Genomic DNA, 22,274 nt, shown 5'->3' on the forward strand with positions numbered 1-22,274 from the left:
GCGCGTGGCACCGGCGGCGCGCTTGGCGCAGGAAAGATCGGGGTCGGTAGGAAATGCAACACGGCAAGTACCGTTTCATCGTGGGGTTCCTTGTGGCCCCCCTCGCGCTGTATGCGCTGTTCGTGATCTGGCCGTTCATCCAGGCCATCTACTACTCGTTCACGGACTGGACCGGGCTGAGTCCCGAATTCGGGATGGTCGGATTCGACAACTACAGCCGCATGCTGGACGACGAGATCTTCTGGAAATCGCTCCAGCACAGTCTGATCTTCGCGCTTGTGCTACCGCTGGTGACCGTGGGGCTCGCACTTTTCTTCGCCTTCATGCTGAATGTCGGCGGTCGGCGCCGCAAGGGCGCGGCGATCGCGGGCGTGCGGGGTTCCTCGTTCTACAAGATCGTCTATTTCTTCCCGCAGGTGCTGTCGATCGCGATCGTCGCGCTGCTCTTCCAGTTCGCGTACAACCCGAACAGCGGAGCCATCAATTCCGTATTGAAGGGCGTCGGTCTCGGCAGCATCCAGCCGGACTGGCTCGGCGATCCGGACCTCGCCCTCCTCTGCGTGATGGCGGTCCTCGTCTGGTCCACCGTCGGATTCTTCGTCGTCCTCTTCTCGGCCGGCATGGCGTCCATTCCGAGGGACTTCTACGAGGCGGCCCTGCTCGACGGCGCGAACCGCTTCACCACCTTCTTCAAGATCACCATGCCGCTGCTCTGGGACACCGTGCAGTCGGGCTGGATCTACATGGGCATCCTCGCGCTCGGCGCGGAGTCCTTCGCCGTCGTGCAGATCATGACCGTCGGCCCCAACGGCGGCGGGCCGGACTTCTCCACCATCGTCCTTCCGCTGTACGTGTACCAGAAGGCGTTCCGGGACGGTCAGGCCGCCTACGCAACGACCATCGGTGTCGCGCTCCTCTTCGTCACGCTCGCCTTCGCGGCCGTGGTGATGAAGCTGGGCCGGCGCGAGCGGCTGGAGTTCTGATGAAGACGACCGACACTGCCACCACCGGCGTCGAGACCCCGGACTCCCCGGCCGGCCCCGGCCCCACGGTCACGAAGACGGCGGCGTCCGCCCCGCGCCGGACCGCCAAGGCCGAGGGCGCGACCCTCAACGTCTTCTCGCACGGCGTCCTGGTCATCTGGGCGATCATGGTCGTCATGCCGCTGCTGTGGGCGGTCATGACCTCCTTCAAGAACGACAAGGCGATCTTCACCTCGCCGTGGGCGCTGCCCGACAAGCTGCACTTCGAGAACTGGTCGCGCGCCTGGACCGAGGCGCACATGAGCGACTACTTCCTGAACACCCTCCTGGTGGTCGGCGGCTCGCTCCTCGGCACGCTCCTCTTCGGCTCGATGGCGGCCTACGTGCTGGCCCGCTTCGACTTCCCGGGCAACCGCTTCATCTACTTCCTCTTCATCGGAGGGATGAGCTTCCCGATCATCCTGGCGCTCGTGCCGCTGTTCTACGTCCTGCAGAACATGGCCCTGCTCAACACGCTGCACGGCCTGATCCTGGTCTACATCGCGTACTCGCTGCCGTTCACCGTCTTCTTCCTCACGGCCTTCTTCCGCACCCTGCCGACCTCGGTGGCGGAAGCGGCCTTCGTGGACGGCGCCTCGCACACCCGGACCTTCTTCCAGGTGATGCTGCCGATGGCGAAGCCGGGCCTGATCAGCGTCGGCATCTTCAACTTCCTCGGGCAGTGGAACCAGTACCTGCTGCCGACCGTGCTCAACACCGAGCCGGAGAAGAAGGTGCTCTCGCAGGGCCTCGTCCAGCTCGCCGTCAGCCAGGGCTACAAGGGTGACTGGTCCGGCCTCTTCGCCGGCCTCGTGATGGCGATGCTCCCGGTCCTCGCCGCGTACATCATCTTCCAGCGGCAGGTGGTGGCCGGACTGACCGCCGGCGCCGTGAAGTGACCCGCTGACGCAGCCCCAGGGGCCCCCGGCGCACCCGCGCCGGGGGCCCCGTCACGTCGTGTGACACTCACCGTCCGACACTCAAGGTCTTGACGGGGACCAAGCCGAAAGCGTCCCCTTAGAGTTCACATGTTGGAGAAAACGGTGGGAGTGAGTGAGTCGATGGAGACTCCGGGGTCGCAGACGTCTCTGCACAGGGCCAATCTCGAACGGGTCGTCCGGGCTGTGCGCATGGCCGGATCGCTGACCCAGGCGGAGATCGCCCGGGCGACGGGCCTCTCCGCCGCCACGGTCTCCAACATCGTGCGGGAGTTGAAGGAAGGCGGCACCGTCGAGGTCACGCCGACCTCCGCGGGCGGCCGCCGGGCCCGCAGCGTCTCGCTCTCCGGCGACGCCGGCATCGTGATCGGCGTGGACTTCGGCCACACGCACCTGAGGGTCGCCGTCGGCAACCTCGCCCACCAGGTGCTCGCCGAGGAGGCCGAGCCGCTCGACGTGGACGCCTCCTCCGCGGAGGGCTTCGACCGGGCCGAGCGGCTGGTCAAGCGGCTGATCCGGGCCACCGGCATCGGCCCCGACAAGGTGATCGGCGTGGGTCTCGGCGTGCCCGGCCCGATCGACGTCTCCTCCGGGACCCTCGGATCGACGTCGATCCTGCCGGGCTGGAGCGGGATCAACCCCGCGGACGAACTCTCCGGCCGCCTCGGCGTCCCCGTGCACGTCGACAACGACGCCAACCTCGGCGCGCTCGGCGAGCTCGTCTGGGGCAGCGGCCGGGGCGTCAAGGACCTCGCCTACATCAAGGTGGCCAGCGGCGTCGGCGCCGGGCTCGTCATCGACGGGCGGGTCTACCGGGGCCCCGGCGGCACCGCGGGCGAGATCGGGCACATCACCCTGGACGAGTCGGGACCGGTCTGCCGCTGCGGCAACCGGGGCTGCCTGGAGACCTTCACCGCCGCGCGGTACGTGCTGCCGCTGCTCCAGCCGAGCCACGGCCCCGACCTGACCATGGAGCGGGTCGTCCAGCTGGCCCGCGAGGGGGACCCCGGCTGCCGCCGGGTGATCGCCGACGTCGGCCGGCACATCGGCAGCGGCGTCGCCAACCTCTGCAACCTCCTCAACCCCAGCCGGGTGGTGCTCGGCGGTGACCTCGCCGAGGCCGGTGAGCTGGTCCTCGCGCCCATCAGGGACTCCGTCTCGCGGTACGCGATCCCCAGCGCCGCCCGCCAGCTCTCGCTGGCCCAGGGGGCCCTCGGAGGGCGTGCCGAGGTGCTCGGCGCCCTTGCCCTCGTGCTGAGTGAAATGGGCGATTCGACCCTGTTGGAGAGTGCGCTGCCCGCGGCGGCGCCGGTCTCCCGTCTTGCCTTCACTTAGATAACGAACACCGTCGTTGTCATCTCGTTAAGAATTTACTTCTTGACGTCAACGTTGCAGCCGAGTTGACTTCGTGCCACCTCGGCCGCAACGTCGCGGCCTCGTCAGGGAGGCAACCCCACATGAACGCAGTGACGCGCCGCGCCGTCATAGCCACGGCCGCGGTCTCGATGGCCCTCTCGCTCGCCGCCTGCGGCAAGGCGGGCGGCGACGACAGCGGAGACAAGGGCAGCTCGACCAAGATCGGTCTGCTCCTGCCGGAGAACAAGACCTCGCGCTACGAGGCGCTGGACAAGCCGCAGTTCGAGAAGGCCGTCAAGGCCGCCTGTTCCGACTGCGAGATCGTGTACAACAACGCGGTCTCCGACGTCGTGAAGCAGAAGCAGCAGTTCGACCAGCTGATCGCCGACGGCGTCAAGGTCATCGCGCTCGACCCGGTCGACGCCGCCAAGGCCGAGGGCTGGGTCAAGGACGCGAAGGCCAAGGGCGTCAAGGTCGTCGCGTACGACCGTGCCGTCCCGGGCGCCGACGCCTACGTCAGCCACGACAACAACAAGGTCGGCGAGCTCCAGGGCCAGGCCCTGCTGACCGCGCTCGGCACGAAGGCCGCCTCGGCCAACGTCGTGATGATCAACGGTGACGAGAAGGACCCGAACGCCGCGCTGTTCAAGAAGGGCGCCCACACCGCCCTCGACGGCAAGGTCGGCAAGATCGCCTACGAGGCCTCCGGCGAGTGGGACCCGAAGGTCGCGGGCGAGAAGATGTCCGCCGCGATCTCCTCGGTCGGCAAGGACAAGATCGGCGCCGTCTACTCCGCGAACGACGGCATGGCCGGCGGCATCATCACCTCCCTCGAGAACGCCGGCGTCAAGGGCATCCCGGTGGGCGGCCAGGACGCCGAGGTCGCGGGCGTCCAGCGGATCATCGCGGGCAGCCAGACCTTCACGATCTACAAGTCGCCGCTCCAGCTGGCCCCCGAGGCCGCCAAGTTCGCGGTGAACCTGCTCAAGGGCAAGGACCTCGGCGCCCAGGGCGAGACCGACGGCGTGCCCTCCACGCTCTTCGCCCCGGTCGTGGTCGACAAGACCAACATCCAGTCCACGGTCGTCAAGGACGGCATCTACAAGGCCGCCGACCTCTGCACCGCGGACCTCGCCGCCAAGTGCACCGAGCTGGGCATCAAGTAACCCCGGCCCCACCTCGCGGGACCTCCACGGTCCCGCGCCCACGGATCCCGGCCCGGCCGCGCCGGTCAGAGGCGCCGCCGCCCGCGTACACAGGGTGAAGACCCCTGGTAACAAGGGCGGCCCACGGCCACCGGATCCGTCCCCCAAGCCCGTCCGGCCCCCGGCCGACCCAGACCCCGCTGTCGGTCCGGGGGCCGGACGAGCCCAGCCCCCCTCGAAACTTCGGCGCCGCACCGGCGGCGCGACATGCCGTCGACCCCTCCCGGGCGGCGAAGGAGTTGGTTCACGTGTCCCAGACGCCCGTGTTGGCGTTGCGCGGGATCTTCAAGCGGTTCGGAGCGGTTCAGGTCCTCTCCGGTGTCGATCTCGAAGTCCACGCAGGAGAGGTCGTCGCGCTCGTCGGCGACAACGGAGCGGGAAAGTCCACGCTGGTCAAGACGATCGCCGGCGTGCACCCCATCGACGAGGGCGTCATCGAGTGGGAGGGCGAGCGCGTCGAGATCCAGCGCCCGCACGACTCCCAGAACCTCGGAGTCGCGACCGTCTACCAGGACCTCGCGCTCTGCGACAACCTCGACGTCGTCGCCAACCTGTTCCTCGGCCGCGAGATCAAGAAGGGCGGCGTCCTCGACGAGGTCGCCATGGAGAAGCGGGCCAAGGACCTGCTCTCCACGCTCTCCATCCGCATCCCCAGCGTCCGCATCCCCGTCGCCGCCCTCTCCGGCGGCCAGCGGCAGGTCGTCGCCATCGCCCGCGCCCTGGTCGGCGACCCCAAGATCGTGATCCTGGACGAGCCCACCGCCGCGCTCGGCGTCGAGCAGACCGCACAGGTCCTCGACCTGGTCGAGCGCCTGCGCGAGCAGGGCCTCGGCGTCATCCTCATCAGCCACAACATGGCCGATGTGAAGGCCGTCGCCGACACCGTGGCCGTGCTCCGCCTGGGCCGCAACAACGGCACGTTCCCGGTGGCCACCACCACGCACGAAGAGATCATCGCCGCGATCACCGGAGCCACGGACAACGCCGTGACCCGCCGCCAGGCCCGCAACGCGGAGGTAGCGAAGTGAGCACCACCCCCAGCACCTCCGAGGACACCGTGCCCGAGCCGCGGGCGGGCGAGGAGGCGGCCCCGGCCGCCGCCGCGGTGCCCGCTGTCGACCCCCGCCTCCTCGTCCGCGAGCAGGGCTTCAAGGGATACGTCGACGAGTTCAAGCGCAAGATCCGCTCGGGTGAGATCGGCTCGCTGCCCGTCGTCGTCGGCCTGATCGTCATCGGCATCGTCTTCCAGGCCCTCACCGGCAACTTCATCACCTCGTACAACCTCGACCAGATCACGCTGTACGCGGTCGGCCCCGGCATCATGGCCGTCGGCATCGTCTTCGTCCTGCTGCTCGGCGAGATCGACCTCGCCGTGGGCTCCGTCGCGGGTCTGGCCGGCTCCGTCTGGGGCGTGCTCGGCACCGACATGCCGGACTCCCTCGCCATCCTCCTCGGCATCCTGTCCGGCACCCTGATCGGCGCCTTCCACGGCCTGGTGTTCGCCAAGATCGGCGTGCCCGCGTTCGTCGTCACCCTCGCCGGCTTCCTCGGCTGGGCCGGTCTGCAGACCTGGGTCATGGGCGACCGGTCGACCATCCCCACCCCGATCGGCAGCTTCGTCGGCGACCTCACCAAGTACTACTTCTCCGACGTCGCCGCCGCATACGGCCTCGCCGTGGTCGTCGTCGCCGCCTTCTACCTCGCCCAGCTGCGCGACTCCCGCCGCCGCAAGGCCGCCGAGCTGCCGCACCGCCCGCAGAGCGAGATCATCCTGCGCACCGCCGTCCTCGCGGTCCTGGTCCTCGTCGCCGCGTACGGCTTCAACCAGGAGCAGGGCCTGCCGCTCTCCCTGGTGATCTTCCTGGTGATCCTCCTCGCCACCGACTTCGTCCTGCGCCGCACCACGTACGGCCGCCAGGTCTTCGCGGTCGGCGGCGGCATCGAGGCCGCCCGCCGCGCCGGCATCAACGTGTCGTGGATCCGGATCTCGGTCTTCATGATCTCCGGCACGATGGGCGCCATCGGCGGTCTCTTCCTCGCCTCCGCGACGGGCGGCGCCGACCGCTCCCTGGGCGGCGGCAACCAGCTGATGATGTGCATCGCCGCCGCGGTCATCGGCGGAACGTCCCTGTTCGGCGGACGCGGCAAGGTCTGGTCGGCGCTGCTGGGCATCCTGGTCATCCAGTCGATCGTCCAGGGCCTCAACCAGATGAACCTGTCCTCGAACGCCATCCAGTACATGATCACCGGAGCGGTCCTGCTCATCGCTGTGATCATCGACTCGGTCTCCCGCCGCACGCAGAAGACCGCGGGTCGCGCGTAACACCCGTCACAACAGCCCGGCACCGGGAAACCGGTGCCGGGCTCCCGCGCGTCCGGAGCAGTGCACGCGCGCGTACAGAGCCGTACAGATCAGCGGCTTGTCGGCCATGAGGGTGACGCCTGACCCCCCGGCCCGATGCCCACGATCCAAGACGGAACATTAGACTCGACAAATCGGCAAGCTCGACCAGCTCAAAGCAAGGAGGAACGGGTGGCTCTGCTGACCCGTATCAGGGGACCGCGAGATCTGGACCGGCTCTCCCCGGAACAGCTGGACCAGCTGGCCGACGAGATCAGGACGTTCCTCGTGGACGCCGTCTCCAAGACCGGCGGGCACCTCGGCCCCAACCTCGGTGTGGTCGAGCTGACCATCGCCCTGCACCGGGTGTTCGACTCCCCGAAGGACAAGGTCCTCTGGGACACCGGCCACCAGAGCTACGTCCACAAGCTCCTCACCGGGCGCCAGGACTTCTCGAAGCTCAAGATGAAGGGCGGCCTCTCCGGCTACCCCTCGCAGGCCGAGTCCGAGCACGACGTCATCGAGAACTCGCACGCCTCCACCGTCCTCGGCTGGGCCGACGGCCTCGCCAAGGCGAACGAGGTCCTGAAGAAGGACGACCACGTCGTCGCGGTCATCGGTGACGGAGCCCTCACCGGAGGCATGGCCTGGGAGGCGCTGAACAACATCGCCGCCGCCAAGGACCGCCCCCTCGTCATCGTCGTCAACGACAACGAGCGCTCCTACGCGCCCACCATCGGCGGCCTCGCCAACCACCTGGCCACCCTGCGCACCACCGACGGCTACGAGCGCTTCCTCGCCCGCGGCAAGGACATCCTGGAGCGCACCCCGGTCGTCGGGAAGCCGCTCTACGAGACCCTGCACGGCGCCAAGAAGGGCCTCAAGGACTTCATCGCCCCGCAGGGCATGTTCGAGGACCTCGGCCTCAAGTACGTCGGCCCCATCGACGGCCACGACATCGAGGCCCTGGAGTCCGCCCTGACGCGCGCCAAGCGCTTCGGCGGCCCCGTGATCGTGCACTGCCTCACCGAGAAGGGCCGCGGCTACCAGCCCGCCCTCCAGGACGAGGCCGACCGCTTCCACGCCGTCGGCAAGATCCACCCCGACACCGGCCTGCCCATCGCCTCCTCCGGCGCCGACTGGACCGGCGTCTTCGCCGAGGAGATGGTCGCGCTCGGCAAGGAGCGCGCGGACATCGTCGCCATCACCGCGGCCATGCTCCAGCCCGTCGGCCTCGACAAGTTCGCCAAGGCCTTCCCCGAGCGGGTCTTCGACGTCGGCATCGCCGAGCAGCACGCGGCCGTCTCCGCGGCCGGCCTCGCCACCGGCGGCCTCCACCCGGTCTTCGCCGTGTACGCGACCTTCCTCAACCGCGCCTTCGACCAGGTCCTGATGGACGTGGCCCTGCACAAGTGCGGCGTCACCTTCGTCCTGGACCGGGCGGGCGTCACCGGCACCGACGGCGCCTCGCACAACGGCATGTGGGACATGTCGATCCTCCAGGTCGTGCCCGGCCTGCGGCTCGCCGCCCCGCGCGACGCCGACCAGGTCCGCGCCCAGCTGCGCGAGGCCGTCGAGGTCACCGACGCCCCGACCGTCGTCCGCTTCTCCAAGGGCGCCGTCGGCCCGGCCGTCCCGGCGCTCCGCCGCGTCGGCGGCATGGACGTGCTCCGCGAGGCCGGCTCGGAGCGGCCGGACGTCCTCCTGGTCTCCGTGGGCGCCCTGGCCCCCATGTGCCTGGAGATCGCCGACCTCCTCGACCGGCAGGGCATCTCCACCACCGTCGTGGACCCCCGCTGGGTCAAGCCCGTCGACGAGGCCCTCGCCCCGCTCGCCGAGCGCCACCGGGTCGTGGTCACCGTCGAGGACAACAGCCGCGTCGGCGGTGTCGGCTCCGCCGTCGCCCAGGCGCTGCGCGACGCAGGCGTGGACGTGCCGCTGCGTGACTTCGGCATCCCGCCGCGCTTCCTCGACCACGCGTCCCGCGGCGAGGTCCTCGCCGAGATCGGGCTGACCGCCCCGGACATCGCCCGCCAGGTCACCGGTCTGGTCTCGCGCCTCGACGGACGCTTCGAGAGCAGCGCCCAGGCCGTGGAGCCCGCCCGCGACTGACGGAAACCGTCACCCGGCGTCACCCTTGGGCCGGTCGGCTCACTCTTCGGAGTGCCGACCGGCCCTTTCGCGTGCATTCTGTCCCCAGGGCGGGCAGCCCCATGGCAGGGAGGTGCGACGTGAGTACGGATCAGCAGCCACGCGCCAGAAACGGATTGTTCCGGACCAAGTCGGTCGAGCAGTCGATCCGCGACACGGAGGAGCCCGAGCACGCGCTCCGGAAGTCCTTGTCGGCCTGGGATCTGACGGTGTTCGGCGTCGGCGTCATCATCGGCACCGGCATCTTCGTCCTCACGGGCAAGGTCGCCAAGGAGAACGCCGGGCCGGCCACCGCGCTCGCCTTCGTCGCCGCGGGCATCGTCTGCGCCCTGGCCGCCCTGTGCTACGCCGAGTTCGCCTCGACGGTGCCGGTGGCGGGATCGGCGTACACCTTCGCGTACGCCTCGATCGGCGAGCTTCCGGCCTGGATCATCGGCTGGGACCTGGTCCTGGAGTTCGCCCTCGGTACGGCGGTGGTCGCCGTCGGCTGGTCCGGGTACGTCAGATCCCTGATGGACAACATCGGCTGGCACCTGCCCGCCTCGCTCGAAGGACCGGACATCCCGGGCGGCACCTTCGACATCCTGGCCTTCCTGCTCGTCCTCGTCCTGACCGTGGTCCTCGTCCTCGGCATGAAGCTCTCCGCCCGGATCACGGCGGTCGTCGTCGCGATCAAGGTCACCGTCGTGATGATCGTGATCATCGCCGGTCTGTTCTTCATCGTCGGCGACAACTACAAGCCCTTCATCCCGCCGGCCGTCTCCCCGCCCGGTGGCACCTCCGGCTGGGACTCCCCGATGGTCCAGCTGATCTTCGGCTACGAGCCGACGAACTTCGGCGTCATGGGCATCTTCACCGCCGCCTCCGTCGTCTTCTTCGCCTTCATCGGATTCGACGTGGTGGCCACCGCCGCCGAGGAGACCAAGCTGCCGCAGCGGGACATGCCCCGGGGCATCCTCGGCTCGCTCCTCATCTGCACCGTGCTGTACGTGGCGGTCGCCCTCGTCGTCACGGGCATGCAGCACTACACCGAGCTGTCCGTGAGCGCCCCGCTCGCCGACGCCTTCAAGGCGGCCGGCCACCCGTTCTACGCGGGCGTGATCAGCTTCGGCGCCGCCGTCGGCCTCACCACGGTCTGTCTGATCCTGCTGCTCGGCCAGACCCGCGTCTTCTTCGCGATGAGCCGCGACGGCCTGCTGCCGCGCTTCTTCTCCGTCACGCACCCCCGGTACAAGACCCCGTACCGGCCGACGATCCTGCTCGGCGTGATCATCGCCATCGTCGCAGGCTTCACCAGCATCAACGAACTCGCGACCCTGGTGAACATCGGCACCCTCTTCGCCTTCGTCGTCGTCGCCGTCGGCGTCATGGTGCTCCGCCGCACCCGCCCCGACCTGCCGCGCGCCTTCCGCACCCCCTGGGTGCCGGTGCTGCCGATCCTCTCCATCGCCGCCTCGGTCTGGCTCATGCTCAACCTGCCGGGCGAGACCTGGTTCCGGTTCGCCGTCTGGATGGTGATCGGCTTCGTCGTGTACTTCCTGTACGGGCGCAGTCACAGCCGGCTCGGCCGCGCGGCCGCCGAGGGCCGGGAGGCCCGGTACTGACCGGGTGAGGCCGCGGGCGCGGCGGAGAGCGTCCGGGAGGGCGACTACAGTCGGTTCGTACCCGAACTCCTCCCGACGACCGGAGTGCTGGATCCCCTCATGGCGAACCGATCCCAGGCCCCCACCGACCGTACCCACGGCCCTGCCGCCCCCGTGCTCCAGGGCGGCTGGCTGACCAGAGGGGAGGAGGGCCGGTTCAGCGCCTACCTGCCCCGGGACGGCGAGGTGGTGCGCTGGACCGAGGAGCCCGGCGGCGGCTGGAGCGGCCCCGTCTCCCTCGGCGGCGACGGGCTGACCCCGTTCCTCGCCGTCGGCCAGGGCGCCGACCGCTACGTCCACCTCGTCGGTCTGCGGCCGACGGGCGGCGACGAGGGACACGTCGAGCTGGTGCACGCCGTCCAGTTCCAGACGGGCCGCCCGGCGGCCGCCTGGCGCTCCCTGGGGCACTCGAACGGCAAGGGCCCCTGGACGGGCAACCCGGCCGTCGCCGTGGACGCCCAGGGCCGCGTCTACGCCTTCGTACGGAACGGCGGCGGCGGCCTCAGCGTCCGCGCGCAGAAGGACCAGGGCGGCTGGCACCCCTGGTGGGACCTGATGGGGTCGAAGACGGACCCCTCGCCGGTCGCCGTCACCAACGGCTCCGGTCTCGTCGAGCTGTACAGCTCGCACGCCAAGGGCCTCGTCCGCTACGTCCAGCGCGAGGCCGGCGCGAAGCCGGTCCGCGAGGAGCTCCTTCCCGCCTCGGTGACCATGGGCACCCTCGCGGCCGTCACCGGGCCCTCCGGGCACGTGACGCTCTTCTACCTCGACCAGGAGGGCCAGGTCACCGCCTGGTCGCCGGAGCGCGAGCTGGAGCCGACCCCGCTCGGCAAGGCGGTCGGCACCGGACGCCTCTCCGTCACCCGCTGCCTCATCGACGGCTTCGACTGCACGGTCCTCGCCCAGCAGTCCGACGACGGCCGCCTCGCCCTCGCCGCGTACCCCAGTGAGCAGGAGGCGGAGGGCCTGAGCTGGTCGGAGACGGGGGAGCGGCAGGGGAACCTGGACGCCGTCCTCACCCGCGGCCTCGACGGCGGTCTCGTCGCGATGGCCGTGGCCGACGGGCGCACGCCGGTCACCACCCGTCAGAAGGCGGGCGCCGAGGGGCTGCTGCTCGAAGGCTGGCGCTCCATAGGGTGACGCCGCCCGCGGAACGGGAACGGCCCCGGCACCTGTGCGAGGTGCCGGGGCCGTCTGTCATGACGCCCTGGTGTTACGCCGGGACGCTCGCGACGCCCTGGGCCAGGAAGGGCTTGCCGTTGACGCGCTCGGAGACGCCCTCACGGTCCAGGTACGGCGTGATGCCGCCCAGGTGGAAGGGCCAGCCCGCACCGGTGATCAGGCAGAGGTCGATGTCCTGCGCCTCGGCGACGACACCCTCCTCCAGCATCAGGCCGATCTCCTGCGCCACCGCGTCCAGGACGCGGTCGCGGACCTGCTCCTCGGTCAGGACGGAGTCGCCCTGGACGAGGAGGGCGGCGACCTCGGGGTCGAGCTCCGGCTTGAAGCCGTTCTCCGGCTTGTAGACGTAGAAGCCGCGCTTGCCGGCCTCGACGACGCGCTTGAGGTTCGGCGAGACGGTGAAGCGCTCCGGGAAGGAGCGGTTCAGGGTCTCGGAGACGTGCAGACCGATCGCCGGGCCGACGAGCTCCAGGAGCACCAGCGGGGACATCGGCAGACCGAGCGGCTCGATGGCCTTCTCGGCCGTCTCGACCGAGGTGCCCTCGTCGATGACGTTCTGGATCTCGCCCATGAAGCGGGTCAGGATGCGGTTCACGACGAACGCCGGGGCGTCCTTGGTGAGGACCGCGGTCTTCTTCAGCTTCTTCGCGACACCGAACGCGGTGGCGAGGGAGGCGTCGTCCGTCTTCTCGCCGCGGACGATCTCCAGGAGCGGGAGGATCGCGACCGGGTTGAAGAAGTGGAAGCCGACCACGCGCTCCGGGTGCTGGAGCTTGGAGGCCATCTCCGAGACGGACAGCGAGGAGGTGTTGGTGGCGAGGATCGCGTGCGCCGGGGCGACCGCCTCGACCTCCGCGAACACCTTCTGCTTGACGGACATCTCCTCGAACACGGCCTCGATGATGAAGTCCGCGTCCGCGAAGCCCTCGGCCTTGTCCAGGACACCGGAGACCAGGCCCTTGAGACGGTTGGCCTTGTCCTGGTTGATCCGGCCCTTGCCGAGCAGCTTCTCGATCTCGGCGTGGACGTAGCCCACGCCCTTGTCGACGCGCTCCTGGTCGATGTCGGTCAGGACGACCGGCACCTCCAGGCGGCGCAGGAAGAGCAGGGCGAGCTGGGAGGCCATCAGACCGGCGCCGACGACACCGACCTTGGTGACCGGGCGGGCCAGCGACTTGTCCGGGGCGCCGGCGGGGCGCTTGCCGCGCTTCTGCACCAGGTTGAAGGCGTAGATGCCGGAGCGCAGCTCGCCGCCCATGATCAGGTCCGCGAGGGCCTGGTCCTCGGCGTCGAAGCCCTTCTGCAGGTCGCCGTCCTTGGCGGCCTCGATGATGTCGAGGGCGCGGTAGGCGGCCGGGGCGGCGCCGTGCACCTTGGAGTCGGCGATGGCGCGGCCCTTGGCGACGGCCTGGTCCCAGGCCTCGCCGCGGTCGACCTCGGGGCGCTCGACGGCGACGGAGCCGTTGAGGACACCGGCGGTCCAGACGAGCGACCGCTCCAGGAAGTCGGCGCCCTCGAACAGCGCGTCGGCGATGCCGAGCTCGAAGACCTGCTTGCCCTTGAGCTGGCGGTTCTGGTTCAGCGAGTTCTCGATGATGACCGAGACGGCCTTCTCGGCGCCGATCAGGTTCGGCAGGATCGCGCAGCCGCCCCAGCCGGGCACCAGGCCGAGGAAGACCTCGGGCAGCGAGAAGGCCGGCAGGGCCTTCGACACGGTGCGGTAGGTGCAGTGCAGACCGACCTCGACGCCGCCGCCCATGGCCGCGCCGTTGTAGTACGCGAAGGTCGGCACGGCGAGCGCGGAGAGGCGCTTGAAGACGTCGTGGCCGCCCTTGCCGATGGCGAGAGCCTCGTCGTGCTTCTTGAGGAGCTCGACGCCCTTGAGGTCGGCGCCGACGGCGAAGATGAACGGCTTGCCGGTGATGCCGACGCCGACGATGTCACCGTTCGCGGCCTCGGCCTCGACCTGGTCGATCGCCGTGTTCAGGTTGGCGAGGGACTGCGGGCCGAAGGTGGTCGGCTTGGTGTGGTCGAAGCCGTTGTCCAGCGTGATCAGCGCGAACCGGCCCGCGCCCGCGGGCAGTTCGAAGTGCCGTACGTGGGCGCTGGTGACGACCTCGTCCGGGAAGAGCTCGGCGGCGCCCTTCAGAAGTTCGGCGGTGGTGCTCACTTGCCCTCCCAGTGGGGGTTCTCCCAGATGACCGTCGCGCCCATGCCGAAGCCGACGCACATGGTGTTGAGGCCGTAGCGGACCTGCGGGTTCTCCTCGAACTGGCGGGCCAGCTGCGTCATCAGACGGACGCCGGAGGAGGCGAGCGGGTGACCGTAGGCGATCGCGCCGCCGTACTGGTTCACGCGGGCGTCGTCGTCGGCGATGCCGTAGTGCTCCAGGAACGCGAGGACCTGGACCGCGAAGGCCTCGTTGATCTCGAAGAGGTCGATGTCCTCGATGGACAGACCGGCCTTCGCGAGGGCCTTCTCGGTGGCCGGGATCGGGCCGTAGCCCATGACCTCGGGCTCGACGCCGGCGAAGGCGTACGAGACGAGGCGCATCTTGACCGGGAGGTCGTGCTCCCGGGCGAAGTCCTCGGAGGCGATGATCGAGGCGGTGGCGCCGTCGTTGAGGCCGGCCGCGTTGCCCGCGGTGACGTTGCCGTGGACGCGGAACGGCGTCTTCAGGTTGGCGAGCGACTCCAGGGTGGTGCCCGGGCGCATCGGCTCGTCGGCGGTGACCAGGCCCCAGCCGGTCTCGCCGGTGGAGGCGTCGGTGCGGCGCACCGAGACCGGCACCAGGTCCTGCTGGATCTTGCCGTCGGCGTACGCCTTGGCGGCCTTCTCCTGCGAGCGCACGGCGTACTCGTCGGCGCGCTGCTTGGTGATGCTCGGGTAGCGGTCGTGCAGGTTCTCGGCGGTCATGCCCATGAAGAGGGCGGACTCGTCGACGAGCTTCTCCGACACGAAGCGCGGGTTCGGGTCGACGCCCTCGCCCATGGGGTGACGGCCCATGTGCTCGACGCCACCGGCGATGACGGCGTCGTACGCGCCGAACGCGATCGAACCGGCGACGCTCGTCACGGCCGTGAGCGCACCGGCGCACATGCGGTCGATTGAGTAGCCCGGCACCGACTGCGGCAGGCCGGCGAGGATGCCCGCCGTGCGGCCGAGGGTGAGGCCCTGGTCACCGATCTGCGTGGTCGCGGCGATGGCGACCTCGTCGATCTTCGCGGGGTCGAGGCCCGGGTTGCGGCGCAGCAGCTCCCGGATGGCCTTGACGACGAGGTCGTCGGCGCGGGTCTCGTGGTAGATGCCCTTCGGGCCCGCCTTGCCGAACGGGGTGCGGACGCCGTCGACGAAGACGACGTCCCTGACGGTACGAGGCACGATGGCTCTCCTCCAGGGTGCGGGATGGCACTGCTGCTGCGGCCCACGCCTAAGCGTGCGCTTGCTCCCCCCATGCTACTTGTGGGTAACCAAGCTGCCCACCCCCTGAGGGCCAAGCGGTGAAGGTCACACCCCGCACCACTGCGCGCGCCCCTCCCGCGCGCCCCTCCGTTGGGACGGTCCGGCAACCCGATGGGCCCAGGCGGGCGGCCGTGCCGTGGCACCCGCCCCCCGCCCGGAAGACGCTGGCCGGACCGGGGCGCAGGGCCCCGGCCCCCCTGACAGAACGGACTCCCATGGCGAAGGTCACCACCACCGACCACTGGGTCTGGCACACGTCCACCGTCCCCGCCAACAAGGACGAGGAGGTCGAGCTCTTCGTACGGGAGCGGAACGGCACGCCCCCCGGACAGAAGCGCAAGCCGGTCCTCATGCTCCACGGCCGGAGCGTCCCGGTGCTCCCGGGCTTCGACCTCCGGTACAAGACGTACAGCTGGGCCGGGGCGCTGGCGCAGGCCGGCTACGACGTCTTCCTGATGGACCTCCAGGGCTCCGGCCTCTCGGCGCGGCCCATGATGGGCGACCCCCGCAACGTCAACCCCAACCAGCAGAACCTGCTGACGCCGCGGCCGCCGGGATTCACGCCGGGCCCGCCGAACTACCCGTACCAGCTGAACGACTCCAACAGCGACCGGGACGAGCTGCGCACCGTCGTGACGTTCATCCGCAAGCTGTGCGAGGCGGACAAGGTCGCCTTCGTCGGCTGGTCCGCCGCCGCGTTCTGGATGGGGCCGTACGCGGTCAAGAACCCCGGCGAGGTCGAGAGCCTGTTCCTGCTGGCGCCGATCTTCCCGGCCAAGGGCACCTCGAATCCTCCGGCCTCGCTGCCGGTGCCGGGCTTCCCGACCAACCTCAGCACGAAGAAGGGACTGGACCAGGGCTGGGCCGGCGAACTGCACTGCGACGGTCAGCGTGAGGAGGGCATCGTCGACGTGGTCTGGGACGCGCTGCTGAAGAGCGATCCGGTCGGCAGCGTCTGGGGGAACATCGACGGGCTCAGCCGGTACCGGAGCTTCGCCCGGTGGGGATGGAACGAGACCACCGCGGCGCAGGGCGGGGTGCTCGGCGGAAGCGTGCCCGTGCTGCTCGTGTACGGGGAGCACGACAGGCAGGCCAACACGAAACCGCCCAGCACCAACCCGGAACTCAACTTCTCCGTCCCCGCGCTCTACAACTCCGTCGCGGGCGCCCACAAGCTGATGGTCAAGCTGGACTGCGCGGGGCATTCCGTCCCGTGGGAGATCCAGCACGGGAACGTGCACGAGCTCTCGAAGCACTGGCTCAAACACCTCAAGGTCGACGGCAAGACCCAGGGTGTCTTCGACATGGACCTCGACGGGAACCTCAGCCCGGCCCCGTAGGGCCCGTCCCGGGACACGGCGGAGCCCCCGGCGCCCCTGCGGGCACCGGGGGCTCTCCGGGCGGGTTCAGGCCGTCGCCGTCAGCGCCTTCACCAGGAGCGGGGTCACCAGCTCCACCTGCCACGGCCGGGCGCCGTGGCCGGTGAGGGCCGCCGCCACCGCGTCCGGGGTGCCCGGGGCCGGCGGTTCCCAGCAGACCCGGCGCACCGTGTCCGGGGTGATGAGGTTCTCCTGCGGGAGGTTCAGTTCCTCCGCGAGCGCCGAGACCGCCGTGCGCGCCGCCGCGAGGCGGGCCGCGGCGGCCGGGTCCTTGTCCGCCCAGGCGCGCGGCGGGGGCGGGCCCGCGACCTGCTGGCCCGGCTGGGGGAGCTCGCTCTCGGGGAGGGCCCTGGCCCGGTCCACCGCGGCCTGCCACTGCTCCAGCTGACGGCGGTTCATCCGGTTGCCGAAGCCGGGCAGCGCGAGGAGCGCGCCCGAGTTCACCGGCACCGCGAGGGCGGCCTCCACGATCGCCGCGTCGCTCAGCACCTTGCCGGGGGAGACGTCACGCCGCTGGGCGACCTTGTCGCGGGCCGTCCAGAGCTCCCGTACGACCGCCATCTGACGGCGGCGGCGCACCTTGTGCATGCCGGAGGTCCGGCGCCACGGGTCCTTGCGGGGCGGGGCGGGCGGGGCCGAGGCGATCGCGTCGAACTCCTGGTGGGCCCACTCCAGCTTCCCCTGCCGGTCGAGCTCCTTCTCCAGGGCGTCCCGCAGGTCGACGAGGAGCTCGACGTCCAGGGCCGCGTACCGGAGCCACGGCTCGGGCAGCGGGCGGGTGGACCAGTCGACGGCGGAGTGGCCCTTCTCCAGGGCGTAGCCGAGGACGGACTCGACCATCGCGCCGAGGCCGACCCGCGGGAAGCCCGCGAGACGGCCGGCGAGCTCGGTGTCGAACAGCGAGGTGGGGCGCATGCCTATGTCGCGCAGGCACGGGAGGTCCTGGGTCGCGGCGTGCAGGATCCACTCGGTCCCGGCGAGTGCCTCGCCGAGCCCCGAGAGGTCGGGGCAGCCGACGGGGTCGACGAGCGCGGTGCCCGCGCCCTCGCGGCGGAGCTGCACGAGATAGGCGCGCTGGCCGTAGCGGTAACCGGAGGCGCGCTCGGCGTCCACGGCCACGGGACCGCTTCCGGCGGCGAACGCGGCGATCACCTCGGCGAGGGCGTCCTCTGTCTCGACGACGGGCGGGATCCCCTCGCGGGGCTCCAGCAACGGGATCGGAAGCCCATTCGCAGGGACATCGTCGTCCGGGGGGCCGCCCCCGGTGGTGCGCAGTGCTGTGTCTGCGGCGGTCTCTTGGGCGTCGGTCACGTGTCAAGGGTATCGGTGAACGGCAAGCGCCTGTCGACGGAACGTTCCGTCGACAGGCGCGGGCCCGTGTCCACCGGCCGTCAGTGGATGATCCCCGTCCGCAGGGCCACCGCGACCATGCCGGCGCGGTCCCCGGTGCCCAGCTTGCGGGCGATGCGGGCGAGGTGGCTCTTGACGGTCAGGGCGGAGAGGCCCATGGAGACGCCGATCGCCTTGTTGGACTGGCCCTCCGCGACGAGCCGCAGCACCTCGACCTCACGGCCGGAGAGCTCGCGGTAGCCGCCCGGGTGGCTCGGGGCACCCGGGGGGCGGCGGTGGCCGAGGCGGGCCGCACCGGCGCCGATGGGGGCGGCGCCGGGGCGGGTGGGGTGGCCGATGTTGGTGCGGGTACCGGTGACGACATAGCCCTTCACGCCGCCCGCCAGGGCGTTGCGTACGGCGCCGATGTCATCGGCGGCCGAGAGGGCGAGGCCGTTGGGCCAGCCCGCGGCGCGGGTCTCGGACAGCAGGGTCAGGCCGCTGCCGTCGGGCAGGTGGACGTCGGCAACGCAGATGTCGCGCGGGTTGCCGACGCGGGGACGGGCCTCCGCGATGGACGACGCCTCGATCACGTCGCGCACTCCGAGGGCCCACAGGTGGCGGGTGACGGTGGAGCGGACGCGTGGGTCGGCCACGACGACCATGGCCGTCGGCTTGTTCGGGCGGTAGGCGACCAGGCTTGCGGGCTGCTCGAGGAGAACGGACACCAGGCCTCCTGGGGGGAAGGGTGCGGGACGGGGCCGGCTCGGGGAAGAAGCCGGGGGCGAACCCGTGCTGTGAAGGGGTCACTGACTCCTTCGGCAGCTGGGCCGCCCGCCTTTAGGGAAAGATCACGATTTGGTGAGTAACAATTAGGGCAATTCGGATACGTGATCGATCATCCTACGAGCGGGCCCCGCCCCGTCACCCCCACGAGGGACCCCGAAAGGACCCGGCAGGGGCGGCCTCAGGCCCCCTGCGGCCCCCGTCGCTGGGGCAGCGAGACGACCCCCGCACCCGTCACCGTCCCCGCCCCCGGATCCGCCGGTGCCGGGGGCAGCCCCGCGATCTGACACAGCAGATCGCACCAGGCCGCCAGGTGCGCCCCCGTGTCCGGCACGCCGCCCAGACCCTCCCGCGGCGTCCACGACGCCCGGATCTCGATCTGCGTCGCCGGCCTGCGGTCCGCGAGACCGCCGAAATAGTGCGAGCCCGCCATCGTCACGGTCCCGCTCGCCTCCCCGTACGCCAGCCCCCGCGCCTCCATGGCCCCGGTCAGCCAGGACCAGCACACCTCGGGCAGCAGCGGGTCCGCCGCCATCTCCGGCTCCAGCTCCGCCCTGACCAGGGTCACCAGACGGAACGTGCCCTTCCAGGCCTCGTGCCCGTCCGGATCGTGCAGCAGCACGAGCCGCCCGTCCGCCAGGTCCTCCTCGCCCTCCACCACGGCCGCCTCCACCGCGTACGCGTACGGGGCGAGGCGCTGCGGCGGCCTGGTCGGGTCGATCTCGATCTCGGGCCGCAGCCTCGCCGACCGCAAGGCCTCCACCGCCCGCCGGAACGCGGGCGGAACCGGGTTCGTCTCCGTACTGTCCGCCGTTTCGTCCGTCCCTCGATCGCCGTCGGAATGATCGGAAAAATGTCCCTGAGCCGCAGCCATGCGGGGAAGAGTAGGCGGAACGGGGCCTCCGTGCAGGGAGGGACACCCGGCCCGGACGAGCGGCTTCCCGCCACATGCGAAGATTCTGGGCGTGAGTGCCAATGACCGCCCCACGGGCCAGCAGACGAAGCAGCAGTCGCGGACGTACGACTCCGCGTTCCTCAAGGCGTGCCGACGCGAGCCGGTGCCGCACACCCCCGTCTGGTTCATGCGGCAGGCCGGGCGCTCGCTCCCCGAGTACCTGAAGGTCCGCGAGGGCATCCCGATGCTCGAGTCGTGCATGCGGCCCGAGCTGGTCACCGAGATCACGCTCCAGCCGGTACGGCGCCACAAGGTCGACGCCGCCATCTACTTCAGCGACATCGTCGTCCCGCTGAAGGCCATCGGCATCGACCTCGACATCAAGCCCGGCGTCGGCCCGGTCGTCGCCGACCCCATCCGCACCCGCGCCGACCTGGCCCGGCTACGCGACCTGACCCCCGAGGACGTCCACTACGTCACCGAGGCCATCGGCATGCTCACCGAGGAGCTGGGCGACACCCCGCTCATCGGCTTCGCCGGCGCGCCTTTCACCCTCGCGAGCTACCTCGTCGAGGGCGGCCCGTCGCGCAGCCACGAGCACACCAAGGCGCTCATGTACGGCGACCCGCAGCTCTGGGCCGACCTGCTCGACCGCCTCGCCGAGATCACCTCGACCTTCCTCAAGGTGCAGATCGAGGCCGGCGCCTCCGCCGTGCAGCTCTTCGACTCCTGGGTCGGCGCCCTCGCCCCGGCCGACTACCGCCGCTCGGTGATGCCCGCCTCCACGAAGGTCTTCGACGCCGTCGCCGGCTACGGCGTCCCGCGCATCCACTTCGGCGTCGGCACGGGCGAGCTCCTCGGCCTCATGGGCGAGGCCGGAGCGGACGTCGTCGGCGTCGACTGGCGCGTCCCGCTCGACGAGGCCGCCCGTCGCGTCGGCCCCGGCAAGGCGCTCCAGGGCAACCTCGACCCCGCCGTGCTCTTCGCCTCGCGCGAGGTCGTGGAGGCCAAGACCGACGAGGTCCTGGCCGCGGCGAAGGACCTGGAGGGCCACGTCTTCAACCTGGGCCACGGCGTCATGCCGGCCATGGACCCGGACGCCCTGTCCCGGCTCGTCGAGTACGTGCACACGCGGACGGCCGTCTGACGGTCACCCACGCCCCGCCGACGCCTCCGCCCCACCGGGCGGAGGCGTCGCCGTTCCTCAGCCCGCCGCGCGGACCGCCGCCACCGCCTTGCGCGCCGCGATCAGCACCGGGTCCCACACCGGCGAGAACGGCGGCGCGTACCCCAGGTCCAGCGCCGTCATCCCCTCCACCGTCATCCCCGCCGTGAGCGCCACCGCCGCGATGTCCACCCGCTTCGCCGCACCCTCCCGGCCCACGATCTGCACCCCGAGCAGCCGTCCCGTGCGCCGTTCGGCCAGCATCTTCACCGTCATCGGCGCCGCCCCCGGGTAGTAGCCCGCGCGGCTCGTCGACTCGACCGTCACCGCCACGAACCGCAGCCCCACCTCCCGGGCGTCCCGCTCCCGCAGGCCCGTCCGCGCGATCTCCAGGTCGCACACCTTCGAAACCGCCGTGCCCACCACGCCCGGGAAGGTCGCGTACCCGCCGCCGACGTTCGAGCCGATGACCTGGCCGTGCTTGTTCGCGTGCGTGCCCAGCGGCACGTGCCGCTCCCGGCCCGAGACCAGGTCCAGGACCTCCACGCAGTCGCCGCCGGCCCAGATGTTCCCGTGGCCCCGCACCCGCATCGCCAGGTCGGTGAGCAGCCCGCCGTACGCCCCGAGCGGCAGCCCCGCCGCCCGCGCGAGCGAGGTCTCCGGCACGACGCCCGTGCCCAGCACCACCACGTCCGCCGGGTACTCGTCCGTGTCCGTCACCACCGCCCGCACCCGGCCGTCCGGGCCCGTCAGGACCTTCGTCACCGGAGACGAGACGACCGTCCTGATGCCGAGCCCGTCCATCGCCCGGTGCACGAGCCGCCCCACGTCCGGATCGAGCGTGGCCATCGGCTGCTCGCCCCGGGTCAGGACCGTCACCTCGTAGCCCCGGTTCAGCAGGGCCTCCGCCATCTCCACCCCGATGTACCCGGCACCGACGACGACCGCCCGCCGCCCCGGCGTCCCGGACAGCGAGTCGAGCAGCGTCTGGCCGTCGTCGAGGGTCTGCACCCCGTGCACCCCGGGCGCGTCGATACCCGGCAGCGGCGGGCGCAGCGGCCGCGCTCCGGTCGCGATCACCAGCTTGTCGAAACCCGTCCACGCCTCCGCACCCGACTCCAGGTCCCGCGAGCGGACCCGCTGCCCCGGCACGTCGATCTCCGTCACCTCGGTCCGCATCCGCAGATCGATGTCACGGGCCCGGTGCTCCTCCGGGGAGCGGGCGATCAGCTCCCCGCGCGTGGCGACGTCCCCGCCGACCCAGTACGGGATGCCGCAGGCCGAGTACGAGGAGAAGTGCCCGCGCTCGAAGGCGACGATCTCCAGCTCCCCGGGGCCCTTGAGCCTGCGCGCCTGCGACGCGGCGGACATGCCCGCCGCGTCGCCACCGATGACCACCAGTCGTTCGCTCATGGGACGA

17 protein-coding genes are annotated in these 22,274 nt (G+C 70.8%); 11 read left to right on the plus strand and 6 right to left on the minus strand.

Translation table 11 applies throughout. The features are described 5' to 3' along the window. The first annotated feature begins 53 nt into the window (after window positions 1-53). From ACN9MM_RS29765 to ACN9MM_RS29805, 9 genes are all read left to right on the plus strand, one after another. Window positions 54-983, plus strand: a complete 930-nt coding sequence (locus ACN9MM_RS29765) for a carbohydrate ABC transporter permease (protein ID WP_426366800.1) — start codon at window positions 54-56, stop codon at window positions 981-983. After that, complete coding sequence (locus ACN9MM_RS29770) at window positions 983-1,921, plus strand: carbohydrate ABC transporter permease (protein ID WP_426366801.1); 939 nt, start codon at window positions 983-985, stop codon at window positions 1,919-1,921. The genes ACN9MM_RS29765 and ACN9MM_RS29770 overlap by 1 nt, the downstream gene beginning before the upstream one ends. Before the next feature lie 162 nt (window positions 1,922-2,083). After that, window positions 2,084-3,295, plus strand: a complete 1,212-nt coding sequence (locus tag ACN9MM_RS29775) for an ROK family transcriptional regulator (protein WP_426366802.1) — start codon at window positions 2,084-2,086, stop codon at window positions 3,293-3,295. Window positions 3,296-3,417: 122 nt separating this feature from the next. Continuing rightward, window positions 3,418-4,482, plus strand: coding sequence for a sugar ABC transporter substrate-binding protein (locus ACN9MM_RS29780; protein ID WP_426366803.1), 1,065 nt, complete (start codon window positions 3,418-3,420; stop codon window positions 4,480-4,482). A 278-nt stretch (window positions 4,483-4,760) separates the two neighbouring features. Further along, window positions 4,761-5,549: an ATP-binding cassette domain-containing protein gene (locus tag ACN9MM_RS29785; RefSeq protein WP_015037000.1), complete on the plus strand. Its 789-nt coding sequence runs from the start codon at window positions 4,761-4,763 to the stop codon at window positions 5,547-5,549. Beyond that, window positions 5,546-6,844: a sugar ABC transporter permease gene (locus tag ACN9MM_RS29790; RefSeq protein ID WP_426366804.1), complete on the plus strand. Its 1,299-nt coding sequence runs from the start codon at window positions 5,546-5,548 to the stop codon at window positions 6,842-6,844. The genes ACN9MM_RS29785 and ACN9MM_RS29790 overlap by 4 nt, the downstream gene beginning before the upstream one ends. A gap of 210 nt (window positions 6,845-7,054) precedes the next feature. Next, window positions 7,055-8,974, plus strand: a complete 1,920-nt coding sequence (dxs, locus tag ACN9MM_RS29795; RefSeq protein ID WP_426366805.1) for a 1-deoxy-D-xylulose-5-phosphate synthase — start codon at window positions 7,055-7,057, stop codon at window positions 8,972-8,974. A 101-nt stretch (window positions 8,975-9,075) separates the two neighbouring features. Further along, window positions 9,076-10,617 (plus strand): amino acid permease, encoded by a 1,542-nt coding sequence (locus ACN9MM_RS29800; protein WP_426366806.1) that lies wholly within the window; start codon window positions 9,076-9,078, stop codon window positions 10,615-10,617. A 99-nt stretch (window positions 10,618-10,716) separates the two neighbouring features. After that, window positions 10,717-11,796 carry a hypothetical protein gene (locus tag ACN9MM_RS29805; protein ID WP_426366807.1) on the plus strand — a complete coding sequence of 360 codons (1,080 nt, stop codon included), beginning with the start codon at window positions 10,717-10,719 and terminating at the stop codon, window positions 11,794-11,796. Between the two features lie 73 nt (window positions 11,797-11,869). On the opposite strand, the gene ACN9MM_RS29810 is transcribed toward ACN9MM_RS29805, so the two are convergent. Together ACN9MM_RS29810 and ACN9MM_RS29815 are read right to left on the minus strand one after the other, a co-directional pair. Beyond that, window positions 11,870-14,008, minus strand: a complete 2,139-nt coding sequence (locus tag ACN9MM_RS29810; RefSeq protein WP_426366808.1) for a 3-hydroxyacyl-CoA dehydrogenase NAD-binding domain-containing protein — start codon at window positions 14,006-14,008, stop codon at window positions 11,870-11,872. Beyond that, complete coding sequence (locus tag ACN9MM_RS29815) at window positions 14,005-15,219, minus strand: thiolase family protein (protein WP_382863367.1); 1,215 nt, start codon at window positions 15,217-15,219, stop codon at window positions 14,005-14,007. The genes ACN9MM_RS29810 and ACN9MM_RS29815 overlap by 4 nt, the downstream gene beginning before the upstream one ends. Window positions 15,220-15,515: 296 nt before the next feature. On the opposite strand from ACN9MM_RS29815, the gene ACN9MM_RS29820 reads away from it, so the two are divergent. Next, a complete protein-coding gene (locus tag ACN9MM_RS29820; RefSeq protein ID WP_426366809.1) occupies window positions 15,516-16,640 on the plus strand; it encodes an alpha/beta hydrolase in 1,125 nt (374 codons plus the stop codon). 66 nt (window positions 16,641-16,706) lie between these two features. On the opposite strand, the gene ACN9MM_RS29825 is transcribed toward ACN9MM_RS29820, so the two are convergent. The 3 genes from ACN9MM_RS29825 to ACN9MM_RS29835 form a co-directional block, all read right to left on the minus strand. Next, complete coding sequence (locus ACN9MM_RS29825) at window positions 16,707-17,990, minus strand: ribonuclease D (RefSeq protein WP_426366810.1); 1,284 nt, start codon at window positions 17,988-17,990, stop codon at window positions 16,707-16,709. 80 nt (window positions 17,991-18,070) lie between these two features. Beyond that, on the minus strand, window positions 18,071-18,736 hold the full coding sequence (locus ACN9MM_RS29830; RefSeq protein WP_189806049.1) for a response regulator transcription factor: 666 nt from the start codon (window positions 18,734-18,736) through the stop codon (window positions 18,071-18,073). Window positions 18,737-18,975: 239 nt separating this feature from the next. Then, window positions 18,976-19,668: a DUF3000 domain-containing protein gene (locus tag ACN9MM_RS29835; RefSeq protein WP_382866826.1), complete on the minus strand. Its 693-nt coding sequence runs from the start codon at window positions 19,666-19,668 to the stop codon at window positions 18,976-18,978. 91 nt (window positions 19,669-19,759) lie between these two features. Here ACN9MM_RS29835 and hemE point away from each other — a divergent pair, with 91 nt between their 5' ends. Beyond that, window positions 19,760-20,836, plus strand: coding sequence for a uroporphyrinogen decarboxylase (hemE, locus tag ACN9MM_RS29840; protein WP_382866823.1), 1,077 nt, complete (start codon window positions 19,760-19,762; stop codon window positions 20,834-20,836). A gap of 57 nt (window positions 20,837-20,893) precedes the next feature. Here the strand turns inward: hemE and ACN9MM_RS29845 are convergent, their stop codons facing one another. After that, window positions 20,894-22,267: an FAD-dependent oxidoreductase gene (locus ACN9MM_RS29845; RefSeq protein WP_426366811.1), complete on the minus strand. Its 1,374-nt coding sequence runs from the start codon at window positions 22,265-22,267 to the stop codon at window positions 20,894-20,896. Window positions 22,268-22,274 lie beyond the last annotated feature (7 nt).

Source organism: Streptomyces sp. E-08 (assembly GCF_049913095.1).
In the GTDB taxonomy this organism is placed as follows: Bacteria; Actinomycetota; Actinomycetes; order Streptomycetales; family Streptomycetaceae; genus Streptomyces.